The organism is Allobosea sp. 05T422_2 (genome assembly GCF_056396265.1).
In genome coordinates this window covers 1-18,742 of the sequence record NZ_JBFTLD010000123.1, presented here as the reverse complement: position 1 = coordinate 18,742, position 18,742 = coordinate 1, and the positions used below count along the sequence as shown (strand labels likewise).

Sequence of the window (18,742 nt, the reverse complement as noted above, 5' to 3'; positions counted from 1 at the left end):
GTCGACGCCGAGCGCTTCGGCGGTGGTCTCATCAAGCGGCTTCTTCTTGGCCTTCATGATGTTGGGCAGCGAGGCGTAGCGCGGCTCGTTCAGTCGCAGATCGGTGGTCACGATCGCCGGCAGCTTGAGCCCCACGGTCTGCAGGCCGCCATCGACCTCGCGGGTGACATCGACCGAGCCATCGCCGATCATCACCTTGGAGGCGAAGGTGCCCTGCGGCCAGCCGAGCAGGGCGGCCAGCATCTGGCCGGTCTGGTTGCAGTCGTCGTCGATCGCCTGCTTGCCGAGAATGACGAGCTGAGGGCTTTCCTGCTCGACGATCTTCTTCAGGAGCTTGGCGACGGCGAGCGGCTCGATCGTGCCCTCGGCCTTCACCAGGATGCCGCGATCGGCACCCATGGCGAGACCCGTGCGGATGGTTTCCGCGGCCTGCGCCGGGCCGATCGAGACGACGATGACCTCGGTCGCCTTGCCGGCTTCCTTCAGCCGCAACGCTTCCTCGACGGCGATCTCATCGAACGGATTCATCGACATCTTGACATTGGCAAGCTCGACGCCGGAGCCGTCCGCCTTCACGCGGATCTTCACATTGTAGTCGACAACCCGCTTGACGGGMACAAGGATCTTCATCGTCGCTTCACCGTTCGGGAGAGATACGATCGAGGCCGCGCCGCGCGACGCGGCAGGATGACGGCATCGTGGCTCTCGGCTGGAATGCCGGGGGACCGTAGCGATGGCTGTTTAGGCTTGTCAACGCCGCCAAAGTCGCGGGCGTCACCCTCTTGCAGCGCGCCCGAACAGCCCAACGCCGCGATGGATGAAGATCGGGGTCAGCGCCGCGCCGGTCGCAAGCCCGCCCAGATGCGCCCACCAGCCGACATTGCCCTGTGGGTCGACGAAGGCTGACATGAACTGGAAGAGGATCCAGGCGCCGAGCGCGTACATCGCCGGGACGTGCAGCGGGATCCATTTGAAGGCGAGGCCCCAGATCCGGACCTGCGGATAGAGCATCAGATAGGAGGCGATAACGCCCGAGATCGCGCCCGATGCGCCGATCAGCGGCTGCTCCGACCCAGGATTCATGACGGCATGCGCCAGCGACCCGGCCAGGCCGCAAAGAAAGAAGAAGGCCAGAAAGCGGAAATGGCCCATCGCGTCCTCGACATTGTCGCCGAAGACCCAGAGGAACAGCATGTTGCCGACGAGATGGGCGAAGCTCGCATGCAGCAGCACATTGCTGAACAGCGTCAGCCAGGCCGGAGCCTGCATGATCTCGATGGGCAGTTGCGCGGTGCCGAAGAAGACGGAGGGGATCAGGCCGAAGCCGGCCATGACGGCGATCTCTCCCGGCGGTTCGTGCAGGATCCAGATCGCGAGATGGATGCCGATGCAGGCACTGATCAGGGCATAGGTMACATAGGGCGCGCGCATGAAGCGCAGCGGAACGCCGTCATGCAGCGGTACGAACATGTCCGGCTCTAGCGGTTCTGCCYRGGAACCCAGAGCACATCGCCCCCGGCCCTGGCATTGAGGAAACGGGAGGCAACGAAGAGGAAGTCCGAAAGCCGGTTGATGTATTTCAGCGCCGGCGCGGAGACGCGCTCCCCCTCGGTCTGGGCGAGCTCGACCATCAGGCGTTCGGCCCTCCGGCTGACCGTGCGGGCGAGGTGAAGATAGGCGGCTGCCGGTGTTCCGCCGGGCAGGACGAAGGAGCGCAACGGGGCGAGCGCCGCGTTCAGCTGATCGATTTCCGCTTCGAGGCGGTCGACCTGGGCCTGGACGATGCGCAGCGGCTCATAGGCGAGCGTCTCGCCGGTGTCGGGCGTCGAGAGATCGGCTCCGAGGTCGAAAAGATCGTTGGCGATCCGTCCGAGCATGGCATCGACCTCGCCATCCTCGGTTGCTGCATGCAGCCGTGCCAGTCCGACGCAGGCATTGGTCTCGTCGACGGTGCCATAGGCTGCGACGCGCAAGTCGTATTTCGGCCGGCGTGGGCCGGTTGCGAGCCCGGTCGTGCCGTTATCCCCAGTGCGCGTATAGATGCGATTCAGCTTGACCATGACGCGTTATAGCGCGTCGCGTCCGCAACGAAAGGCTTGGAGCACCACAGCCTCCACCCTGCCGAGATGCTTTCGATCATCGGACCGAAACTCTTATCCGGTCAGGCGATCCAACTTTCTGTGTCCGCGTCAGCATTCCCGAAAGCCGCAATCCGCTCTTCGGGCCGATGCTCCAGCGAAGGGTCAGAAGGTGTAGCCGAGCTTGGCGCCGAAATTGGCCGGGCCGCGTGGCTTGTCCTTGTCGGAGCAGCCGGTGGTGCCGAATTGTTCGAGCGTCGCGATCAGACTCCAGCGATCGCTGAGGCGAACACCGAGCGCCGCAGCACCGCGCGTGCCGGTATCGCAGCCGACGACGAGTCGGTTCTCCGGGACGACCGCACCGGTCTTGCCGTCATTGACGGCGGCGCCGAAGCTGGCTTCGACGAAGACATTCTTCGAGAGATCGACGGTCCAGGTCGCGCCCGCATAGGCATAGCGCGTGCCATTGAAATTGATGCTGGAGCCAAGATGGAAGCGCGGCACGAAGGCCGAGGCGATGCGGTCATTAAGCGGGATGACGCGCGGCGTCACCACCTCGCCATTGAAGTTCAGCAGTCCGCTTTCGCGGCCGCTCGGATTCGCCGGTGCAATGCCGAGGCGCGCTTCCCAGGACGGAACGGGGGTTTCGGTTGCGGGGGCGTAGCTGGAAACTCCGGAAGGCAAGGCCTGCGACTGCGACTGGGCAGGCGAGGCAGCCAGGAAGCCGGCAAGGATCAGCAACGCGACGCGCGGCATGGGCTACAGGTTCTTTTTATCGTTTGAACGGACGTTAGTGAAACGCATAGACTCGTGTCCAGAATGCGGCAAGCGCGGTTGGGACCCCTGGAGGGTTATGCAGAATATCTGATTTATCAAAAGCTTACGCACCGTCAGTCAGAGCTGTCGCGTCCGCTGAAAAGTGAGACGGGCTCAGCCTCCGCGCCACCAGAGCACGCCGATGATCACCAGAATCGCGACGAATTGCAGCACCACGCGCAGTCGCATCAGGTTCTGCGATGTGTTGGCGCTACCGCCGCGCAGCATGTTGGCGAGACCCAGCAGCAGCACCAGGGCGACGGCGCCGACTGCGATGGGGACGAGCGATCCGGAAATGGTCATGCGCGAGATTTAGAGTGCCGCCGCGCGCTTGACCAGTGGAAGCGCCACTGAGACCGGCGGCGCCCTCAGCGATAACGCCGCTGCACGATCAGGTGGGCCKCCACGGTCAGCAGGAGCGTCGCCGTCATCAGGATGAAGGAAATCGCACCGCCGAAGGGCCAGTTGTTCTGTTGCGCGAATTGGCCATAGACGAGTGGCCCCATCGTCTGGAACTTCGGGCCTCCGAGCAGAACTGGGGTCGCATAGGCATTCATCGCCAGGATGAAGGTCAGGATCGTGCCAGCGAGAATCCCCGGGAGTGCCAGTGGCCAGAGGACGCGGCGGAACATCGCGACGGGGCCGGCGCCCAGGCTGAACGCTGCCTCCTCGACATTGCGGTTGATACCTTCGATGACGCTCTGCAGGGTCAGCACCATGAAGGGCAGGTTGACCGCGACGATGCCGATGATCACGGCCGTCTCGGTGAACATGATCTCGATCGGCTGATTGATCAGGCCGAGCCCCATCAGGGAGGCGTTGAGCGCGCCTTTGTTGCCAAAAGCGGTCATCCAGCCGGCGGCACGAACCGCGTTGCCGACGAACAGGGGGAGCACGACGGCCATGATCAGCAGGTTCTTGAACCGGCTTTCGGTGCGCGCCAGCACATAGGCCAGGGGGAAGCCCATGATCAGGCAAGCGATGGTGCAGATTACCGCGACGCGCACGGTGCGCATGAGCACGTTGAGATAATAGGTGTCGGTGAAGAACTTGACGTAGTTCTCGATGGTCAGTCCGTCGACCATGAACTGGCCCGGAATGAACTGGTTCAGCGAATAGCGGAACAGGATCGCGACCGGGCCGATCAGCCCGATCGCGACGAAGATGGTCGCCGGCACGACGAGCGCCCCGGCAAGTCCGGTGCGGCCGCCCGCAACAGCTTCGGGGGCAGTCGTGCTCATGGCCGCATCACGCCTTGAAGACCTTGTCCCACCACTCCTTCATCGCCGAATCGTTCTTGGCGAGGAAGCCGTAGTCGAGATCCTTGAGGCGCTTTTCCTCTTCGGGCGTGAAGCCGATGCGCTTCTGCAGGGCGGCCGCGACATTGAGACCGGTCACAGTGCCGTTATAGCCCATATCGACTGCGAAGGCCTCCTGAGGCGCCTTCTCGAGCATGGCGTTCATATAGGCGTAGGCATTCTCCTTGTTCGGAGCATTCTTCGGGATGACGAAACCGGAGACATAGGCCGGGATGCCTTCAACCGGGGAAACCGCCTCGCAGGGAATGCCGGCATCCTGCCACTGGACGACGCGCGCTTTCCAGATCGCGCTGATGCCAACCTCCTCGTTCTTCATGGCCTGGGCGAAGGCCTCGTTCGTCGGGTAGACGCGCGCGCCCGTCTTCTTGACGGCGAGCAGAACCTCCTTCGCCTTGTCGAGGTCGTTCATGCTGGCGCCGTTCGTTGCGGCCATCGAGGCGGCGACCATGATCGACTGATACTGAATGTCGATGAAGCCGATCTTGTTGCCCCATTTCGGGTCGAGCCAATCCTTGAAACCGGTCGGCGCGGGGCTGATCAGCTTGGGATTGTAGATGACGACGTTGCCGGAATAGATGTGCCCGATGCCATAGGGGTACTTCATCGTCGGCAGCAGGTTCTTGGCGTTCGGGATCTTGGAGAAGTCGAGCTGCTCCACGACGCCGGCCTCGTTCATCTCGTACATGTTGGCGGCCGAGAGCCCGTGGATGTCGACCGTGCCGCGCGGCAGGCGACGCTCGGCGACCATCTTGGCGCGGCGTGGGGCGTCGCCGGCCTGGTCCTGCAGGACCTCGATGCCCTTGGGCTTGAGGATCGGGTCCTCGATGTTCTTGGTGAGGAGGCGGGCATAGTCGCCGCCCCAGGTTCCGACCACGACCTTGCCGCCTGACTGGGCCAAGGCCGGACCGCCCAGCGCCGCGGCGCTTGCTCCCGCCGCGAGACCTTGCAGGACATGGCGCCTGTTGATCGAGTTCATATGAGTTCTCCCCTGTTGGACGCCTGTCGAGCTAGAGACCGTGATCGAGCCATGTTCGGACGGAGAGCCGCAATGCGCCTTTCCCGATCATGGCCTTACGGCTCGCGCGGATAGACGAGCCCGGCGTCTTCGGCCCAGCCTATCGTGATAGTGTCGCCCGGCTTCGGCTCGATGCTGCCTTGGCGGTTCGGGAGCTGCAGCAGCATCCGGTCGTGCTCGGAGAGACGGACATCGATATCGAGCAGCGCGCCGAGATAGGAGACGTGCTCGACACGGGCCTCGAAGCGATTGACGCACGCTCCGGCCTCGGCTGCCACCGAGATGCGCTCTGGTCGAAGCGCGAGTGTCGCCGCTCCCGTGCCACTCGCCGCGCCGACAGTGATGTCGAGCCCGCCGAGGCTGCGGAAGCGGCCAGGCGTTGTGGTTTCCCCGTCGAGGAAGGCGCTGCGGCCAATGAAGCCCGCGACGAAGCGGTCCGCCGGCTTCTCGTAGAGTTCGCGCTGGTTGCCGATCTGCCGGACCTTGCCCTTCTCCATCACCACCAGCCGGTCAGCCATGGTGAGCGCCTCCTCCTGGTCGTGAGTGACCATGATCGTGGTGAGGCCGAGCTTGCGCTGCAGGTCGCGGATCTCGACCCGGACCTCCTGCCGGAGTTTCGCGTCGAGATTGGAGAGAGGCTCGTCGAGCAGCAGCACGTCGGGTTGCATCGCAAGCGCGCGGGCGAGCGCCACTCGCTGCTGCTGCCCCCCCGAGAGCTGGCGCGGGTAACGCTCGTCGAAGCCTGAAAGCTGCACGAGACGGAGCGCCTCCGCGACGCGCGGGGCGCGGTCGGCGGGAGGGACCTTGCGCATCTCGAGGCTGAAGGCGACGTTCTCGGCGACGGTCAGATGGGGGAACAATGCGTAGCTCTGGAAGACCAGGCCGCAATTGCGCTTCCAGGGCGGCAGCACGGTGACGTCGCGCTCGCCGATGGTGATCGTGCCGGCGCTCGGCGGCACAAAACCGGCGACCATGCGCAAGGTCGTGGTCTTGCCGCAGCCGGACGGACCGAGCAGGACCAGGAACTCGCCATCGGCGATGTCGATGGTGACGTCGTCGACGGCGTTGAAGTCGCCATAGACCTTCTGGAGATGGGTGAGCGAGAGCCGTGCCATGGGTCAGACCACCCGGCTCAGCTTGACGTAACGGTCGGTGATGATCATCGCGGTGCCGATCAGAACGATCTGGATGACGGAGGCGGCAGCAACCGTCGGATCGATCTTCCATTCGAGATATTGCAGGATCGCGATCGGCAGGGTCGTGCGGCCCGGTCCGACGAGGAACAGGCTCATTTCGAGATTGCCGAAAGAGGTGACGAAGCCGAACAGGCCGGCTGCCACGATACCCGGCCGGATGCTTGGCAAGGTGACGCGCCAGAAGGTCTTCCAGGGACCGGCGCCCAAATTCTGAGCAGCTTCCTCGATGGTGCGGTCGAAGCCGGCAAGGCTTGCCGTGACCAGCCTGACGACCCAGGGCACGACCACGAGCGTATGGGCCGCGATGAGGCCGCCCGCCGAGCCCAGGACCGGCCAGCCGGTCGCGATCTCGGTTTCGATCTGGAAGACATAGAGTGCGGTGCCGAGCACGATGCCCGGCATCACCAGCGGCAGCAGCAACAGGGTATTCACCAGCGGGCCTAGAGGGATGCGGTGGCGGACGAGCGCTAGGCTCGCCGGGACCCCGAGCGCCAGTCCGATCAAGGTCGCCAGCACGCCGACCTGCAGGCTGAGAATGAAGCCGTCGACAAAGGCCTTCTGCCCGGGAACGGCCGCAAACCATTTCAGGGAGTAGCCTTCGGGCGGGAAGGACGGAATCTCCTGCCGGAAGAAGGCGAGCCAGATCACGAAGACCAGCGGCAGCAGGATGAAGCCTAACGACAGGCCGGCAGCGCCATTCAGCGCGATTCGGCCGAAGCTTGGGCGCTGGGCGGCGCTCAAGCGGCGAATCCAGCCCGGCCATCGGCCAGCCGCGATGACCACGCCGGGCGTGTTGTGTTGTGGTCGCTCTGCGATTGCCGCCGGCTCGTCACTGCCATGCCCTCCGCCCTTCGATCCGCTCCGACAGCAGGCTGCGGCTCAACTTACAAACAATCAAGCCGGTTTTTGTCGACCCATTGTCGCCGCCCGATTCTCACTGCAGGCGGTTCTTGTGGAAGTTCCCGCCCTTCATGATCGCCGACAGAGCCGCGCCCTGGTTCTGGAAGAGGCCGAGGTCTTTCAACGGGTCACCATCGACCAGGATGATGTCGGCAAAGGCGCCTGCACGCAGCGTGCCAAGCTTGCCCTCCATCCGTAGCAGATGGGCGCCGACGGTCGTCGCGGAGCGAATGATCTCGATCGGCGAGAGAACCTCGCTGCGCAGCAGGAACTCGCGGGATTGATCGACCTGGAGCTGGCCGAGCAGATCGCTGCCATAGGCGACGGGAACCCCGGCGCGCTTGCAGATCTCGAGCGAACGCAGGCCGCCATCGATGACCAGATCGTTCTTGGCCAGCATATCCCCCGTCATGCCGAACTCGGCCGCACGCTCCTTCATCGCGTAATAGGCGACGAGATTGGCGGTGAGCACCATATTGTTCTCCGCCATCAGTTTGGCGGAGGCCTCGTCGATCAGATTGCCGTGCTCGATGGCACGAACGCCACATTGCGCGGCACGGGTGATCGCTTCAGGCGTGTAGGCATGGGCGCAGACATAGCGGCCAAATGCCTTGGCCTCCTCGACGGCCGCCTTCACCTCGTCGACGCTGAACTGCATCGAATCCAGCGGATCATAGGGCGACGCGACTCCGCCCGACATCATGATCTTGATGTGGTCGGCACCGAGCCGCATCTGCTCGCGCACGGACTTCTTCACCGCGGAAACGCCGTCGGAGACGTTCATCGTATAGGCCATGGCGTTGCAGCAATGGCAGCGGGCGCCGAAATCCGTGCGCCGGCGCGGGTCGCTGTGGCCTCCGGTCGGGCCGATCGCCTGGCCGGCGATGAACAGGCGCGGAGCCGGGATATCGCCMTTTTCGACGGCTTCCTTGATGCCCCAATCGGCGCCGCCGGTGTCGCGCACCGAGGTGAAGCCGCGATCGATCATGCCCTTCATCAGCCGGACGGAGCGGGCCGTCATCAGGGTCAGCGGCATGCTTTCCATGGCGCGGATATAGACTTCCGAGAGGAAGACATGGACATGGCTGTCGATCAGGCCGGGCATCAGGGTACGCTCGCCACAATCGATCACATCAGCCTTGGCCGTCTTGATCGGCTTGTCGGAGACCTCGCGGATCGTATCGCCTTCGACCAGCAATTCGTAGCCGCGGCGCAATTCGCCATGGTCGGGCTCGAGCATGGCGAAATTCTTGAACAGCAGCTGCGCCATCGAGAACGATCTCCCATGAAGAGGCGCCGTTGCGGCGCCGTCATTCTCCCCGGCTGATATATTGCGAAGTTTCCGCAGCCTTGTCAGCCCATTTTCTCAAGCGAATTCGGGCGGTCTTCACAGCCGTGGAGCACGGCCCGTGCGAGGCTCAGCTGACCGCCGCGCTGTTCTGGGCCAGCGCCCGGCCGCGGATCGGCATCGAGAGATCGTCGGCAAGCGCGCGGTTGATGGCGGGCAGGCCGTCGAGCAGGCTCGGGACGAAGGCCTGAGACGGCGGCATGCGCTTGGGCAGGGCGTGAAGGGCGGCAGCCATGATCGCCGGATCGCGCGTAGCCTGACCATCCTGAAGCGGATCGTGCAGCATGGTGGCGAGCTTAAGGCTGTCGGCGCGTTCGGCGCGGATGCTCTGCTCCCGCCGTGGCCGGACGCGCGGCACGATCAGCGCCGGCTTGTCGAAGGAGAGGATCTCGCAAAAGGTGTTGTAGCCGCCCATGGCGACCACGCAGTGAGCGCGATTCATCAGGAGTTCGAGGCGCGGCTCGAAACCGAGGCCTTCGAGCTTCGGGATGCGAGCGATCCGCTCGGCGAAATCCTTGCGCTTCTCGCGCGACATGAACGGGCCGAACACGATCAGCGCCGGCAGCTCGATCGTCGGGTCGGATTCGTAGGCCGAAATCACCCAGTCGGTCAGGCCCATGCCGTCCCCGCCGCCGCCGGGGGTGACCAGGATGAAAGGGCCCTTGGTGATCTTCGGGTGACGGGTCGGCGGCATCGGGCTTGGCACGGCGCGCTTGAGATAGCCGGTATAGCGGATCTTGTCGGCGAAGAGATGCTGGTCGGGCAGGCCCTGAAGCGGCTGATAGACGCTTTCCAGCCCATAGACGAAGATATCGTCATAGACCGAACCCAGTGCCTCGAGCGCGCCGCTATGTCGCCACTCCTCGAGGACCTTGCTCGGCTCGTCGAGCACGTCGCGCAGACCGAGCACGATGCGGGCACCGCGCCGGCGCAGGATCTCGAGTGAAGACAAGAGTTCGCCGCGCAAGCCCACGGGCTCCTTGTCGACGATCACGACGTCCGGATCGAAGGACAGCACGGTCTGTCTGATCAGGTCGGCGCGCAGGCGCAGCGTGTCGCCGAGATCGAGATTGAGATGATGCGGGGCGTAGCCCCCGTCATCCTGTTTCTCGACGCCGGGAACGCGGACATAGTCGACGCCGTCGCCGAACTGGAAGCTCGAGATCATCGACGAGCCCGAGACGATGATCACTGATATATGAGAATAGCTGGCGACCAGGGAATTGGCGATCGCGCGGCAGCGGCGGATATGGCCGAGCCCGAAGGTGTCGTGGCTGTAGATCAGCACCCTCGGGGCCTGAGGGCTGCGCGGCGCGCGGTCGGCACCGCCGATGTCGATGACGTTATACGGCATAGACGGCTCGCCCTCCGCGAAACGGCCAAACGACCTCGAGCGAGGGCGAACGCACCTAGAATTGTTCGGATTCGGATATAGCGCCACACGCGCGTCCATCCAAGTCCGGCTTGGCCAGGTGGCGGACGCTCACCCAGCGTCGCAGCTTCACTCTAGGCAGTGTTCGAGCCTGAAAACAACTGTCGAAGGCCGACCAACTCCACGGCGGGGTGATGGACCATTGAGCCGAGCAAGGCATCGAGAACGGCCCAGGCCCCGTCATCATGGTCGCGGTGATGCAGCAACAGGCCAAGTGGGCTGTTGCCTATTCCAGCCTCACGTCTTCGTGTGAGTTCCGTGACGATCTCCTCGGCAATGGCGGGGGCCGGGCGACCAATGCGCCCGCCATGCCAGTCGATGATGTCGATCTGGGTGTTGACGACGGAAAACCCGCGGGGAGCCGCGAAGCCGAAATGGCGGAAGCAGGAGAGCCCGCTGAAGCCGAGCTCCGGCAAGCCTGCCGCGATATCCCTGTCGATCCGGTTCCACGGGGGGACGAAGACCGGCAGCAGGGTCGGGCCAAACAGATCCATAAGCCGGCGTCGCCCAGCCGCGATCTCTGCGCCAATGATGTCCCGAGACCGGTGGCTTCCGAACTCCGACTTCTTCTCGCCCTGGGGGGCGTGATTGCGGTGCCAGGTGCCATGCTGGCAGGGCATTAGGAGCGGGGCGCTCCGCAAGCGCTCGCAGAGAGCGGGTTGCGCCAGGAAGGGGATGACCGCGAGTAGCACGGGCGCATCGAAATGTTCGGCCAGGGCTGCCAGCCTGTCGAGCTGCGGGCTTGGCGCGATCGCGTCGTCATCGCGAAGCCAGAGCTGAAGGCGCCGGCCCTGCGTGCTCCAGCGGTCGAGTTCGGCGAGAAGCGGAGCCCAGAGCGGGGTGCTCATGGCCCGGTCGATTCCGCGCGCGCGACCCGATATGCGGCGCGAGCCGCCTGCGCCAATGCGAGGCCGTGCGAGATGATCTCGCTCGTCCGGTCGAGCGTCCGTTCCCGCAAGACGAAGTTTCGCGCGGCGCGACCCATATCTTCGCGCCGGTTCGTGTTCTCGATGAGCTCCGCCAACGCTGTTGCCAAAGCCGCGAGGTCGCCATCCTGCACCAGGATCGCGGTCTCTCCATTTCGGACGGTGGCTGCGACGCCGCCACTGTCGAAGGCGACGACCGGGAGACCCGCAGCCTGGGCTTCGAGATAGACCAGGCCATAGGCTTCGCCGATGCCGGGCCACACAAATATGTCATGCTCCGCCAGCGCCGCGCCGACGGCAGGGCGATCCAGCGCACCGCGCCATTCGATGCGCTCGCGCGGGAGGGGCGCGAAGGCCACTTCGACCTGATCGCGCACGGGTCCATCGCCAATGATGGTGAGCGTCCAGGGACGATCGATCAGGCGGGCGAGGCTGGCGGCAAGCGCTTGATAGCTTTCGAGCTTAACGCCTGGACGCATCATCGCGACGGTGATCAGGCGCGTGGCTGCGGCACCGGATCGGCGGTGGGGAGTGGAGGGCTCCAACGCGATGAAGGGGGGCAGCTCGAGGAATTGCGTGCGGTCCGAGGAGCGGGCCTCGACGCCACCACGATCACGCTCGGTGAAGCAAAAATGCAGATCGGCAGCGCGGAAGCCGCGCCTTGCGAGTGCGACATGCCGGGCCCATTCMCCTTCGGAGCGCCGGCCGGAATCGCTTGCCTCGGCGACGACATAGGGAATGTCGAGCCGCTTCGTGATCTCGGGCCCCAGGAGGTCGGGGGCCTTGTAATAGCTGTGATAGGTGAACCAGAGCCCCGGCCGGTTGCCATTGGTCTCCCAGGCGGCCAGCAAGGCATCGCGCCGGCCGGCCGCCTCGGCGAGGCGCTGATCCAGGAGCGCGGGCTCCGCGCTGCGCATATAGGAGCGCGCATCCGCGATCGGGGCGACGGCATGGCCGAGCCGTGTCATCGCCTCGACGAGCTGGTGCGCCATGCGCCGGTCACCGGAAATCCTGCCGTCCTCATACGCATTGAGCGGCGTGTGAAATGCGATCCGCACAGGATGTCAGGTCCGCGAGCAGGAGGTGGCGGCGCGCTCAGCGGTAGGGATCGGCCGCATCGCGCAAGCCGTCGCCAAGGAAGTTGAAGGCCAGGATGATCAGGATCACCGGAACGACCGGATAGAGCAACCAGGGATAGAGCGCCACAACATTGACGTTCTGCGCMTCGTTCAGCATCACGCCCCAGCTGGTGATCGGTGGCCTGAGTCCAAGTCCGAGGAAGCTGAGCGCCGTCTCGCCCAGGATCGTTTTCGGCACGGTGATGGTGGCCGAGGCGATGAGATGGCTCATGAAGCCCGGCACGAGGTGCAGGCCGATGATCCGCGCAGGCTTGGCGCCCATCAGCTGGGCGGCGACGACATAGTCTTCCTCGCGCAGCGAGAGCAGTTTCGAGCGGACCGCGCGGGCAAGACCGGTCCAGTCCATCAGGCCGAGAATCATCGTGATGCCGAAATAGACGAGCAGCGGGCTCCAGGATGGCGGCATGATCGAGGCCAGCGCGAGCCAGAGCGGGATATGCGGCAGGGACTGCACGATTTCGATCACGCGCTGGATGAAGAGATCGATCTTGCCGCCGTAATAGCCGGCGATACCGCCGATGATGACGCCGAGGATGAAGCTGACACCGACCCCGAGCAGGCCGATGCTGAGCGAGATGCGGCCGCCATAGATGATGCGCGAGAGCATGTCGCGCCCGAGCCGATCGGTGCCGAGGAGAAACAGCGTGCCGTCCTTGGGAGGGCAGACGAGGTGAAGGTTGCCCGGTACCAGGCGCCAGAAATCGTAGTCGTCGCCCCGGCAGAAGAAGCGGATCAGCTGCGGCCGGCTGCGGTCGACATCGTATTCGCGCTTCAGGTTCTCCATGTTGAGGCGCTGCGTATAGGGATAGACGAAGGGGCCGAGGAAGCGACCTTCGTGGAAGAGATGCACCTCCTGCCGCGGGGCGCGGATGAATTCGGTATTGCGGGTGGTGTAATGGTAGGGCGCCAGGAACTCGGCGAATATCACCGTCAGATACATGAGGATGATGAAGACGCCGGAGATCACCGCGAGCCGATGCTTGCGGAATTTCCACCACATCAACTGCCATTGTGACGCGAGATAGACGCGCTCCTGCTCAGGCGTCATGCGTTCGACGGCGTAGGGTTCGAACGGCGCGGTCGAGGCCGTATGCAGCAGCGGCGCGCCGTCTGGCGGGAGAGCGGGCTTCACTTGGTGGCCGCTCCCYGGAGGCGGATGCGCGGATCGAGGATCGCCAGCGCGATGTCCGAGATCAGCACCCCGATCACGGTGAGGAACGAGAGGAACATCAGGAAGGAACCAGCGAGGTACATGTCCTGCGCCTGCAGGGCGCGGATCAGCAGCGGACCGGTCGTCTGAAGCGAGAGCACGATCGCGACGATCTCCGCGCCGGAGACGATCGAGGGCAGAATGTCGCCGATATCGGAAATGAAGAAATTCAGCGACATGCGCAGCGGATATTTGCGCAACGCCTTGCCGGGCGGCAGCCCCTTCGCGCGGGCGGTGACGTAGTACTGCTTCTGGAGTTCGTCGAGCAGGTTGGCGCGCACGGCGCGGATCATGCCGGCGGTGCCGCCGGCGCCGATGATGATGACGGGAATCCAGAGATGCTCCAGCACCGAGCGGAGCTTTGCCCAGCTCATCGGCTGGTTGAGATATTGTGGATCGACGAGCCCCCCGATCGAGGTGCCGAACCAGACATTGGCGAAATACATGAAGACCAGCGCCAGCAGGAAATGCGGCACGGCAAGCCCGATCAGCCCGAGGAATGTGAGGCCGTAGTCACCCCAGCTGTATTGATGGGTGGCGGAATAGATGCCGATCGGGAAGGCGACGACCCAGGTGAAGATGATGGTGACGAAGGAGACGATCATCGTCAGCAGCAATCGATCCCCGACGATCTCGCTTACCGGGCGCTGATATTCGAAGGAATAGCCCATGTCGCCGCGCATGAGCCCGGTGACCCAGTGGAAATAGCGCTCGATCGGCGGCTTGTCGAAGCCATACTCCGTCTTCAGGAACTCGATGCGGCTGAGGTCGGCCTTTTCGCCCTGGGCCTGCATCTCGGCGGCAAGCGTCTCGAAATAGTCGCCCTCGGGCAGGTTGATGACGGTGAAGATCAACGCGCTGGTTACCAGCAGCGTCGGTATCATCAGCAGGATGCGCTTGAGGATGTATTTCAGCAGCATCGGTCAGCTCTTCACCTGAGCATCGTCGAACCAGAAGGTATCGGGCAGGTAGCGGCCGAAAAAGGCACCCGGCTCGAAGCTGTAAARGCCCTTTTCGGGAACATTGCGCAGATTGCGCGAGACCACGACCGGCTGGAGCGTGCCATTGACCACGCCGATGGTGAAGAGCTGCTCGGCATTGATCCTCAGCATCGCGCGCCAGATCGTTCTGCGCTCGTCATGGGTCACGCTTACGCGCCAGGCCTGGTAGAGCCTGACCAGTTCCTGCGCTTCGGCCAGGTCAGGCTCTTCGCCTTCGCGGCCGCCGCTTTCCAGGAACTGGCCCCAACGCGGCCAGTTGAACTGCATCGACGACGTTGGGGCGAGCGCATCGGGTTCCATCTCGGCCGCGACCAGCGCGTTATCCATGCCCGCCCAGGCCGACATCACGGTCTGGCCGGCCAGGATGCGGCGGCGAAAGACGTCGCGCTGGGTCGAGCGGGGATAGATCTTGATCCCGACCTCCTGCAGATCCTGTTTGATCAGGTCGAGGATGTCCGTCTCTTCGGTGCTCTCGCCGGCGGTTTCCACGGTAAATTCGAGGCGCTGGCCATTGGGAAGGAGCCGTATGCCGTCCGGGGCACGTTTGGTCAGCCCGATCTCGTCGAGCAGGCGGTTGGCCAGCGCCCGGTCAGCCTGCATCCACATATTGGCGTTGGCGGCGTCATAAAGTGGGCTCTCGGGCAGCGCCGTATTGCCGCTTTCCTTGGCAAGGCCAAAGAAGATCACCTGGTTGATGTCCTTGCGATTGATCGCGACGGAGAGGGCGCGGCGGTAACGGACATCGCGATTGAGATCGCGCCAGATCGGATCGATGGCATTCAGGTTCGGCATCAGCGCAAACCAGGAGCCTTCGGCCCGCTTCCAGAGCCTGACGTCGAAATTCATCCGCTTCGAGGCGTCCTTCAGGAAGGTGTAATTGTCGAAACGGAGATAGCGCGCCTGGAGGTCGCTCTCGCCGGCTGCGGTCTTCGCGGGGATCAGCGAATTCGTGCCAATCGTGATTGTCACTTCGTCGGCATAGGGCAACTGCCGCCCGGCCTGGTCGACGCGGTGGAAATAGGGGTTGCGCTGGAAAGCGAACTGCTCGGCGGGGAGCGATGTCAGATTGCGCCAGGGGTCGAGCGTCGGCAGATCGGGGTTCTCGGGCCTGTACATGCGCGAGAACCGCTCGTGCAGCGAGCCCCAGTCCTTGACGCGCGCCGTCTTGACGCGGGCATAGAGCGTGACCTTGTCGGCGTAGCGCTCGTGGAACTGCTTCAGGTAGCCCGAAGGCATGTAGATATAGGTCGGTTGGGCGTCGGCGAGCGAGGGCAGGAAGACCGGGTTCGGCTTGCTCCAGCTGTAGCGGACCTCGGTCTCGCTCAGCACTTCGAAGACCGGCTTCTCGCCGCCCGCGAGCATCGCCTGGGGCGGCCCGCCAGGTGAGAGGCGCCGGTTATTGGCGAAATCCTCCCACCAGTAGCGGAAATCCTCCGTGGTGAAGGGGCTGCCGTCCGACCAGCGATGCCCCTTGCGCAGCTTCAGCGTGAAGACACGGCCGTCCTTGACGTCGACCGCCTCCAGGATGTCCGGCGCGAGTTCGAGGTTGTCGTCATAGACGAGAAGCCGGGTATAGCTGTAGAGCGTCATCATCCTGATGTCGCGCTGGTCGCCCATCAGCATGCGCATCGTGCCACCATGCCGCCCGGGAACACGGTCGGGGCCGGACACTTCGATCACGCGGGGCTCTTCCGGCAGGCGAAGCGCGATCACCGGCATGGTGCCTGCCGCCACCTTCTCGGCCCAGAATGGGCTGTCGATGAAATCCATCGGGTTGGGTTCGCGTGCGAGCACGCCGCGCGGCAGGCCCTGAACGGCGAGAGCGCCGGCTCCGAGCAAGAGAGCGGCACGGCGTGTGGGATGCTGCCGGCGGGATGTCATCAGACCAACTCCCTGTGGTTTGCTTCCGGACGGGCCAGGACGTAGTGGCCTTCGCCCAGGGATAGCGGCTCGAGGCTGACGCCGGGTTCCGGTCTGAAGGCCGGCGCCCAATGGCTGTAATCGGAGGCGCCGCCGGGTGCGACGAGCTTGAAATCGAGCTTGCGGTCGAGATCGGCGAAGGGCACCGAGCGCAGCAGGGCTTTCGTATAGGGGTGAGCTGGCGAGGCAAAGAGGGCGTGGCGCGGCGCGAGTTCGACGATGTGGCCATTGGCCATGACCGCGATCCGGTCCGCCATGTAGTTCACGACGGCGAGATTGTGCGAGATGAACAGGAAGGTGAGGCCGCGCTCGGCCTGTAGGTCCTTGAGCAGGTTGAGGATCTGCGCCTGCACCGAGACATCGAGCGCCGATACCGGTTCGTCGCAAACGATCAGGTCCGGGTCGAGCGCGAGCGCGCGCGCAATGCCGATGCGCTGACGTTGGCCACCGGAGAAGGAATGCGGGTAACGGCTGAGGAAGCGCGGATCGAGCCCAACGCTCTCCATCAGGCTGCGCACGCGGGCCGTCTGCTCGGCGCCGTCACCGCGCTCGTGAATCACCAGCGGCTCGCGCAGGATGTTCATGACGGTCATGCGCGGCGACAGAGACGAGACCGGGTCCTGGAAGATCATCTGGACTCGCTGACGGAAGCGCCGCAGCTCCTCGCCCTGCAGGGAGAGGACGTCTGTCGGGCCGAAGCCGTCATTGAAGGTCACCGCCCCGGCATCGGGCGTGATCGCGCGCATGATGATCTTGCTGACGGTGGTCTTGCCGCAGCCGCTCTCGCCGACAAGGCCGAGGCATTCGCCCCGCGCGATGTCGAACCCGACATCGTCGACCGCAAGCACCGTAGCCTGGGTGCCCTTGCCGAAGAACCCGCGCGAGCCAGTGGTGTAGGTCTTGCGCAGGTGGCGCACGCTCAGCAATGGCGGCGCATTGGCAGGCCGGGAGATGAGCGGGGCGGCACGCGGCGTTGCCACAGGCTGGGCACGTGCCTCGCGCAATGCGACCAGCCGCTCGCCCTCCTGCATGTCGAAATGCGGCGAGGCTTTCAGCAGCGCTTTGAGATACGGGTGTCGCGGACGTCGGAAGATATCCTCGACAGGACCGCTTTCCATGATCTCGCCGTGATAGATCACCACAACCTCGTCGGCCATGTTGGCAACGACGCCGAGATCATGGGTGATGAGCAGGATCGCCATGCCCATCTCGGCCTGGAGATCTCGCATCAGGTCGAGCACCTGGGCCTGGATGGTGACGTCAAGAGCAGTGGTCGGCTCGTCCGCGATCAGCAGGGCGGGCTGGCAGATCAGGGCCATGGCGAGCATGGCGCGCTGACGCAGACCGCCGGAAAGCTCGAACGGGTAATAGCCGTAGGCGCGCACCGGGTCCTTGAAGCCGACGCGCCGAAGCATCGTCTCGATCTGCCGGCGTGCCGAAGCATCATCGGTCGGGCGATGCAGTTGCAGGGCTTCCTCGATCTGGTTGCCGATGGTGTGCACCGGTGAGAGCGAGGACATCGGCTCCTGGAAGATCATGCCGATACGGCCGCCGCGCAGCGCGCGTATCGCTTCGCCTTCGGCGGTCAGGCCCGCAATGTCGATCACGGTGTTCCGGTCGAGCGGATCGCGAAATAGGATCTCTCCGCCGGTGACGGCGCCCGCGCGGGGCAGGAGCCCCATGATCGCCTGCGAGATCACCGATTTGCCGGATCCGGACTCGCCGACAAGGGCAACTGTCTTCCCCGCGGGGACACGCAGACTGACCCCCTTCACGACATCCCGGGCGAACCCGTGCACCGTGAAGCCGATCCGCAAATCGCTGATCCGCAAGATATCCATGAGCTGCTAACGCCTGAACCCCGTATTCACTCCCGGGTCACCGGGTCCCCTGGCACTAGACGTGGAAAGTTGCGTCTTGCCAATCTCTGTCTTGCGCGCGCTCATTCCGGCGGACATTGCCCGTTCCGGATGACATCCGCGCAACGCGGCCCGCGCCGGAAATCGTCGTAACTTACGCTCCACGGGCCTGTGTTGGCGGCGCGGTAAGGTCCGAACTTGAAATACTGCTTCTTTCCGAGGCCTGGGCCGCGATGGCCGATCGGGCCCTTGATCGTGGCGACGTGTCGGCCGTTCGCCACGATCTCGACATGGCCGTTGCCCTGCGGGCCGGGGCTCGAGCGAAAAACGAAGTCGATCCAGCCCGCGCGAGCAGGCGGCAGCCCGGCGTGATGGGTCACCTGGATTCCTGGCGCGCAGGCATTGAAATAGGCGGGGTAGTCGGCCCGCGTGCTGCCGGTCTCAAGCGCCACCAGAGCGCGGGTCTGCCGCGCGACACGACGGTTCACGGCCAGGGCCTCTCCGGGGAGGCAGCCGTCTGGGCGTTCTGCGCCGCCGATCGGAAAGACCTCGATCATGTCGGTCTCTACGGTGACACCAAGCC

18 protein-coding genes are annotated in these 18,742 nt (G+C 64.4%); all 18 read right to left on the bottom strand.

Features of this window, described 5'->3' with window-relative positions; genetic code table 11:
- Positions 1 to 630, bottom strand: a 630-nt coding sequence (locus tag AC1DJT_RS20555) for an electron transfer flavoprotein subunit beta/FixA family protein (protein WP_476834754.1), incomplete at its 3' end; no start/stop codon positions are given.
- A gap of 144 nt (positions 631 to 774) precedes the next feature.
- Positions 775 to 1,470 (bottom strand): rhomboid family intramembrane serine protease, encoded by a 696-nt coding sequence (locus AC1DJT_RS20550; RefSeq protein WP_441505697.1) that lies wholly within the window; start codon positions 1,468 to 1,470, stop codon positions 775 to 777.
- Between the two features lie 8 nt (positions 1,471 to 1,478).
- The gene (locus AC1DJT_RS20545) at positions 1,479 to 2,060 is read right to left on the bottom strand and encodes a cob(I)yrinic acid a,c-diamide adenosyltransferase (RefSeq protein ID WP_476834753.1); all 582 of its coding nucleotides are present in this window, start codon (positions 2,058 to 2,060) and stop codon (positions 1,479 to 1,481) included.
- Positions 2,061 to 2,243: 183 nt separating this feature from the next.
- Positions 2,244 to 2,834, bottom strand: a complete 591-nt coding sequence (locus tag AC1DJT_RS20540; RefSeq protein ID WP_441505695.1) for an acyloxyacyl hydrolase — start codon at positions 2,832 to 2,834, stop codon at positions 2,244 to 2,246.
- Positions 2,835 to 3,008: 174 nt separating this feature from the next.
- A complete protein-coding gene (locus tag AC1DJT_RS20535) occupies positions 3,009 to 3,197 on the bottom strand; it encodes a twin transmembrane helix small protein (protein WP_043233987.1) in 189 nt (62 codons plus the stop codon).
- Positions 3,198 to 3,262: 65 nt separating this feature from the next.
- Positions 3,263 to 4,135 carry an ABC transporter permease gene (locus tag AC1DJT_RS20530; protein WP_476834752.1) on the bottom strand — a complete coding sequence of 291 codons (873 nt, stop codon included), beginning with the start codon at positions 4,133 to 4,135 and terminating at the stop codon, positions 3,263 to 3,265.
- A gap of 7 nt (positions 4,136 to 4,142) precedes the next feature.
- On the bottom strand, positions 4,143 to 5,189 hold the full coding sequence (locus AC1DJT_RS20525) for an ABC transporter substrate-binding protein (protein ID WP_441505693.1): 1,047 nt from the start codon (positions 5,187 to 5,189) through the stop codon (positions 4,143 to 4,145).
- Between the two features lie 95 nt (positions 5,190 to 5,284).
- Entirely contained in the window at positions 5,285 to 6,343 is a 1,059-nt protein-coding gene (locus AC1DJT_RS20520; protein WP_441493193.1) for an ABC transporter ATP-binding protein, read from the bottom strand.
- 3 nt (positions 6,344 to 6,346) lie between these two features.
- On the bottom strand, positions 6,347 to 7,165 hold the full coding sequence (locus AC1DJT_RS20515) for an ABC transporter permease (protein ID WP_244523418.1): 819 nt from the start codon (positions 7,163 to 7,165) through the stop codon (positions 6,347 to 6,349).
- A 193-nt stretch (positions 7,166 to 7,358) separates the two neighbouring features.
- Positions 7,359 to 8,594: a metal-dependent hydrolase family protein gene (locus AC1DJT_RS20510; protein WP_476834751.1), complete on the bottom strand. Its 1,236-nt coding sequence runs from the start codon at positions 8,592 to 8,594 to the stop codon at positions 7,359 to 7,361.
- A 148-nt stretch (positions 8,595 to 8,742) separates the two neighbouring features.
- The gene (locus tag AC1DJT_RS20505; RefSeq protein WP_441505691.1) at positions 8,743 to 10,026 is read right to left on the bottom strand and encodes a glycosyltransferase family protein; all 1,284 of its coding nucleotides are present in this window, start codon (positions 10,024 to 10,026) and stop codon (positions 8,743 to 8,745) included.
- A 152-nt stretch (positions 10,027 to 10,178) separates the two neighbouring features.
- Complete coding sequence (locus AC1DJT_RS20500) at positions 10,179 to 10,952, bottom strand: polysaccharide deacetylase family protein (protein ID WP_441505690.1); 774 nt, start codon at positions 10,950 to 10,952, stop codon at positions 10,179 to 10,181.
- The gene (locus tag AC1DJT_RS20495) at positions 10,949 to 12,022 is read right to left on the bottom strand and encodes a glycosyltransferase family 4 protein (RefSeq protein WP_441505689.1); all 1,074 of its coding nucleotides are present in this window, start codon (positions 12,020 to 12,022) and stop codon (positions 10,949 to 10,951) included. The genes AC1DJT_RS20500 and AC1DJT_RS20495 overlap by 4 nt, the downstream gene beginning before the upstream one ends.
- A gap of 103 nt (positions 12,023 to 12,125) precedes the next feature.
- A complete protein-coding gene (locus tag AC1DJT_RS20490; RefSeq protein WP_476834750.1) occupies positions 12,126 to 13,301 on the bottom strand; it encodes an ABC transporter permease in 1,176 nt (391 codons plus the stop codon).
- Positions 13,298 to 14,296 carry an ABC transporter permease gene (locus AC1DJT_RS20485; protein WP_476834755.1) on the bottom strand — a complete coding sequence of 333 codons (999 nt, stop codon included), beginning with the start codon at positions 14,294 to 14,296 and terminating at the stop codon, positions 13,298 to 13,300. Before AC1DJT_RS20485 ends, AC1DJT_RS20490 begins: the two co-directional genes overlap by 4 nt.
- 6 nt (positions 14,297 to 14,302) lie before the next feature.
- Positions 14,303 to 16,261 (bottom strand): ABC transporter substrate-binding protein, encoded by a 1,959-nt coding sequence (locus tag AC1DJT_RS20480; RefSeq protein ID WP_476834749.1) that lies wholly within the window; start codon positions 16,259 to 16,261, stop codon positions 14,303 to 14,305.
- Entirely contained in the window at positions 16,261 to 18,141 is a 1,881-nt protein-coding gene (locus tag AC1DJT_RS20475; RefSeq protein ID WP_441505686.1) for an ABC transporter ATP-binding protein, read from the bottom strand. Before AC1DJT_RS20475 ends, AC1DJT_RS20480 begins: the two co-directional genes overlap by 1 nt.
- Before the next feature lie 101 nt (positions 18,142 to 18,242).
- Positions 18,243 to 18,742: heparin lyase I family protein (locus AC1DJT_RS20470; protein ID WP_476834748.1), on the bottom strand; the 500-nt coding region annotated here is incomplete at its 5' end.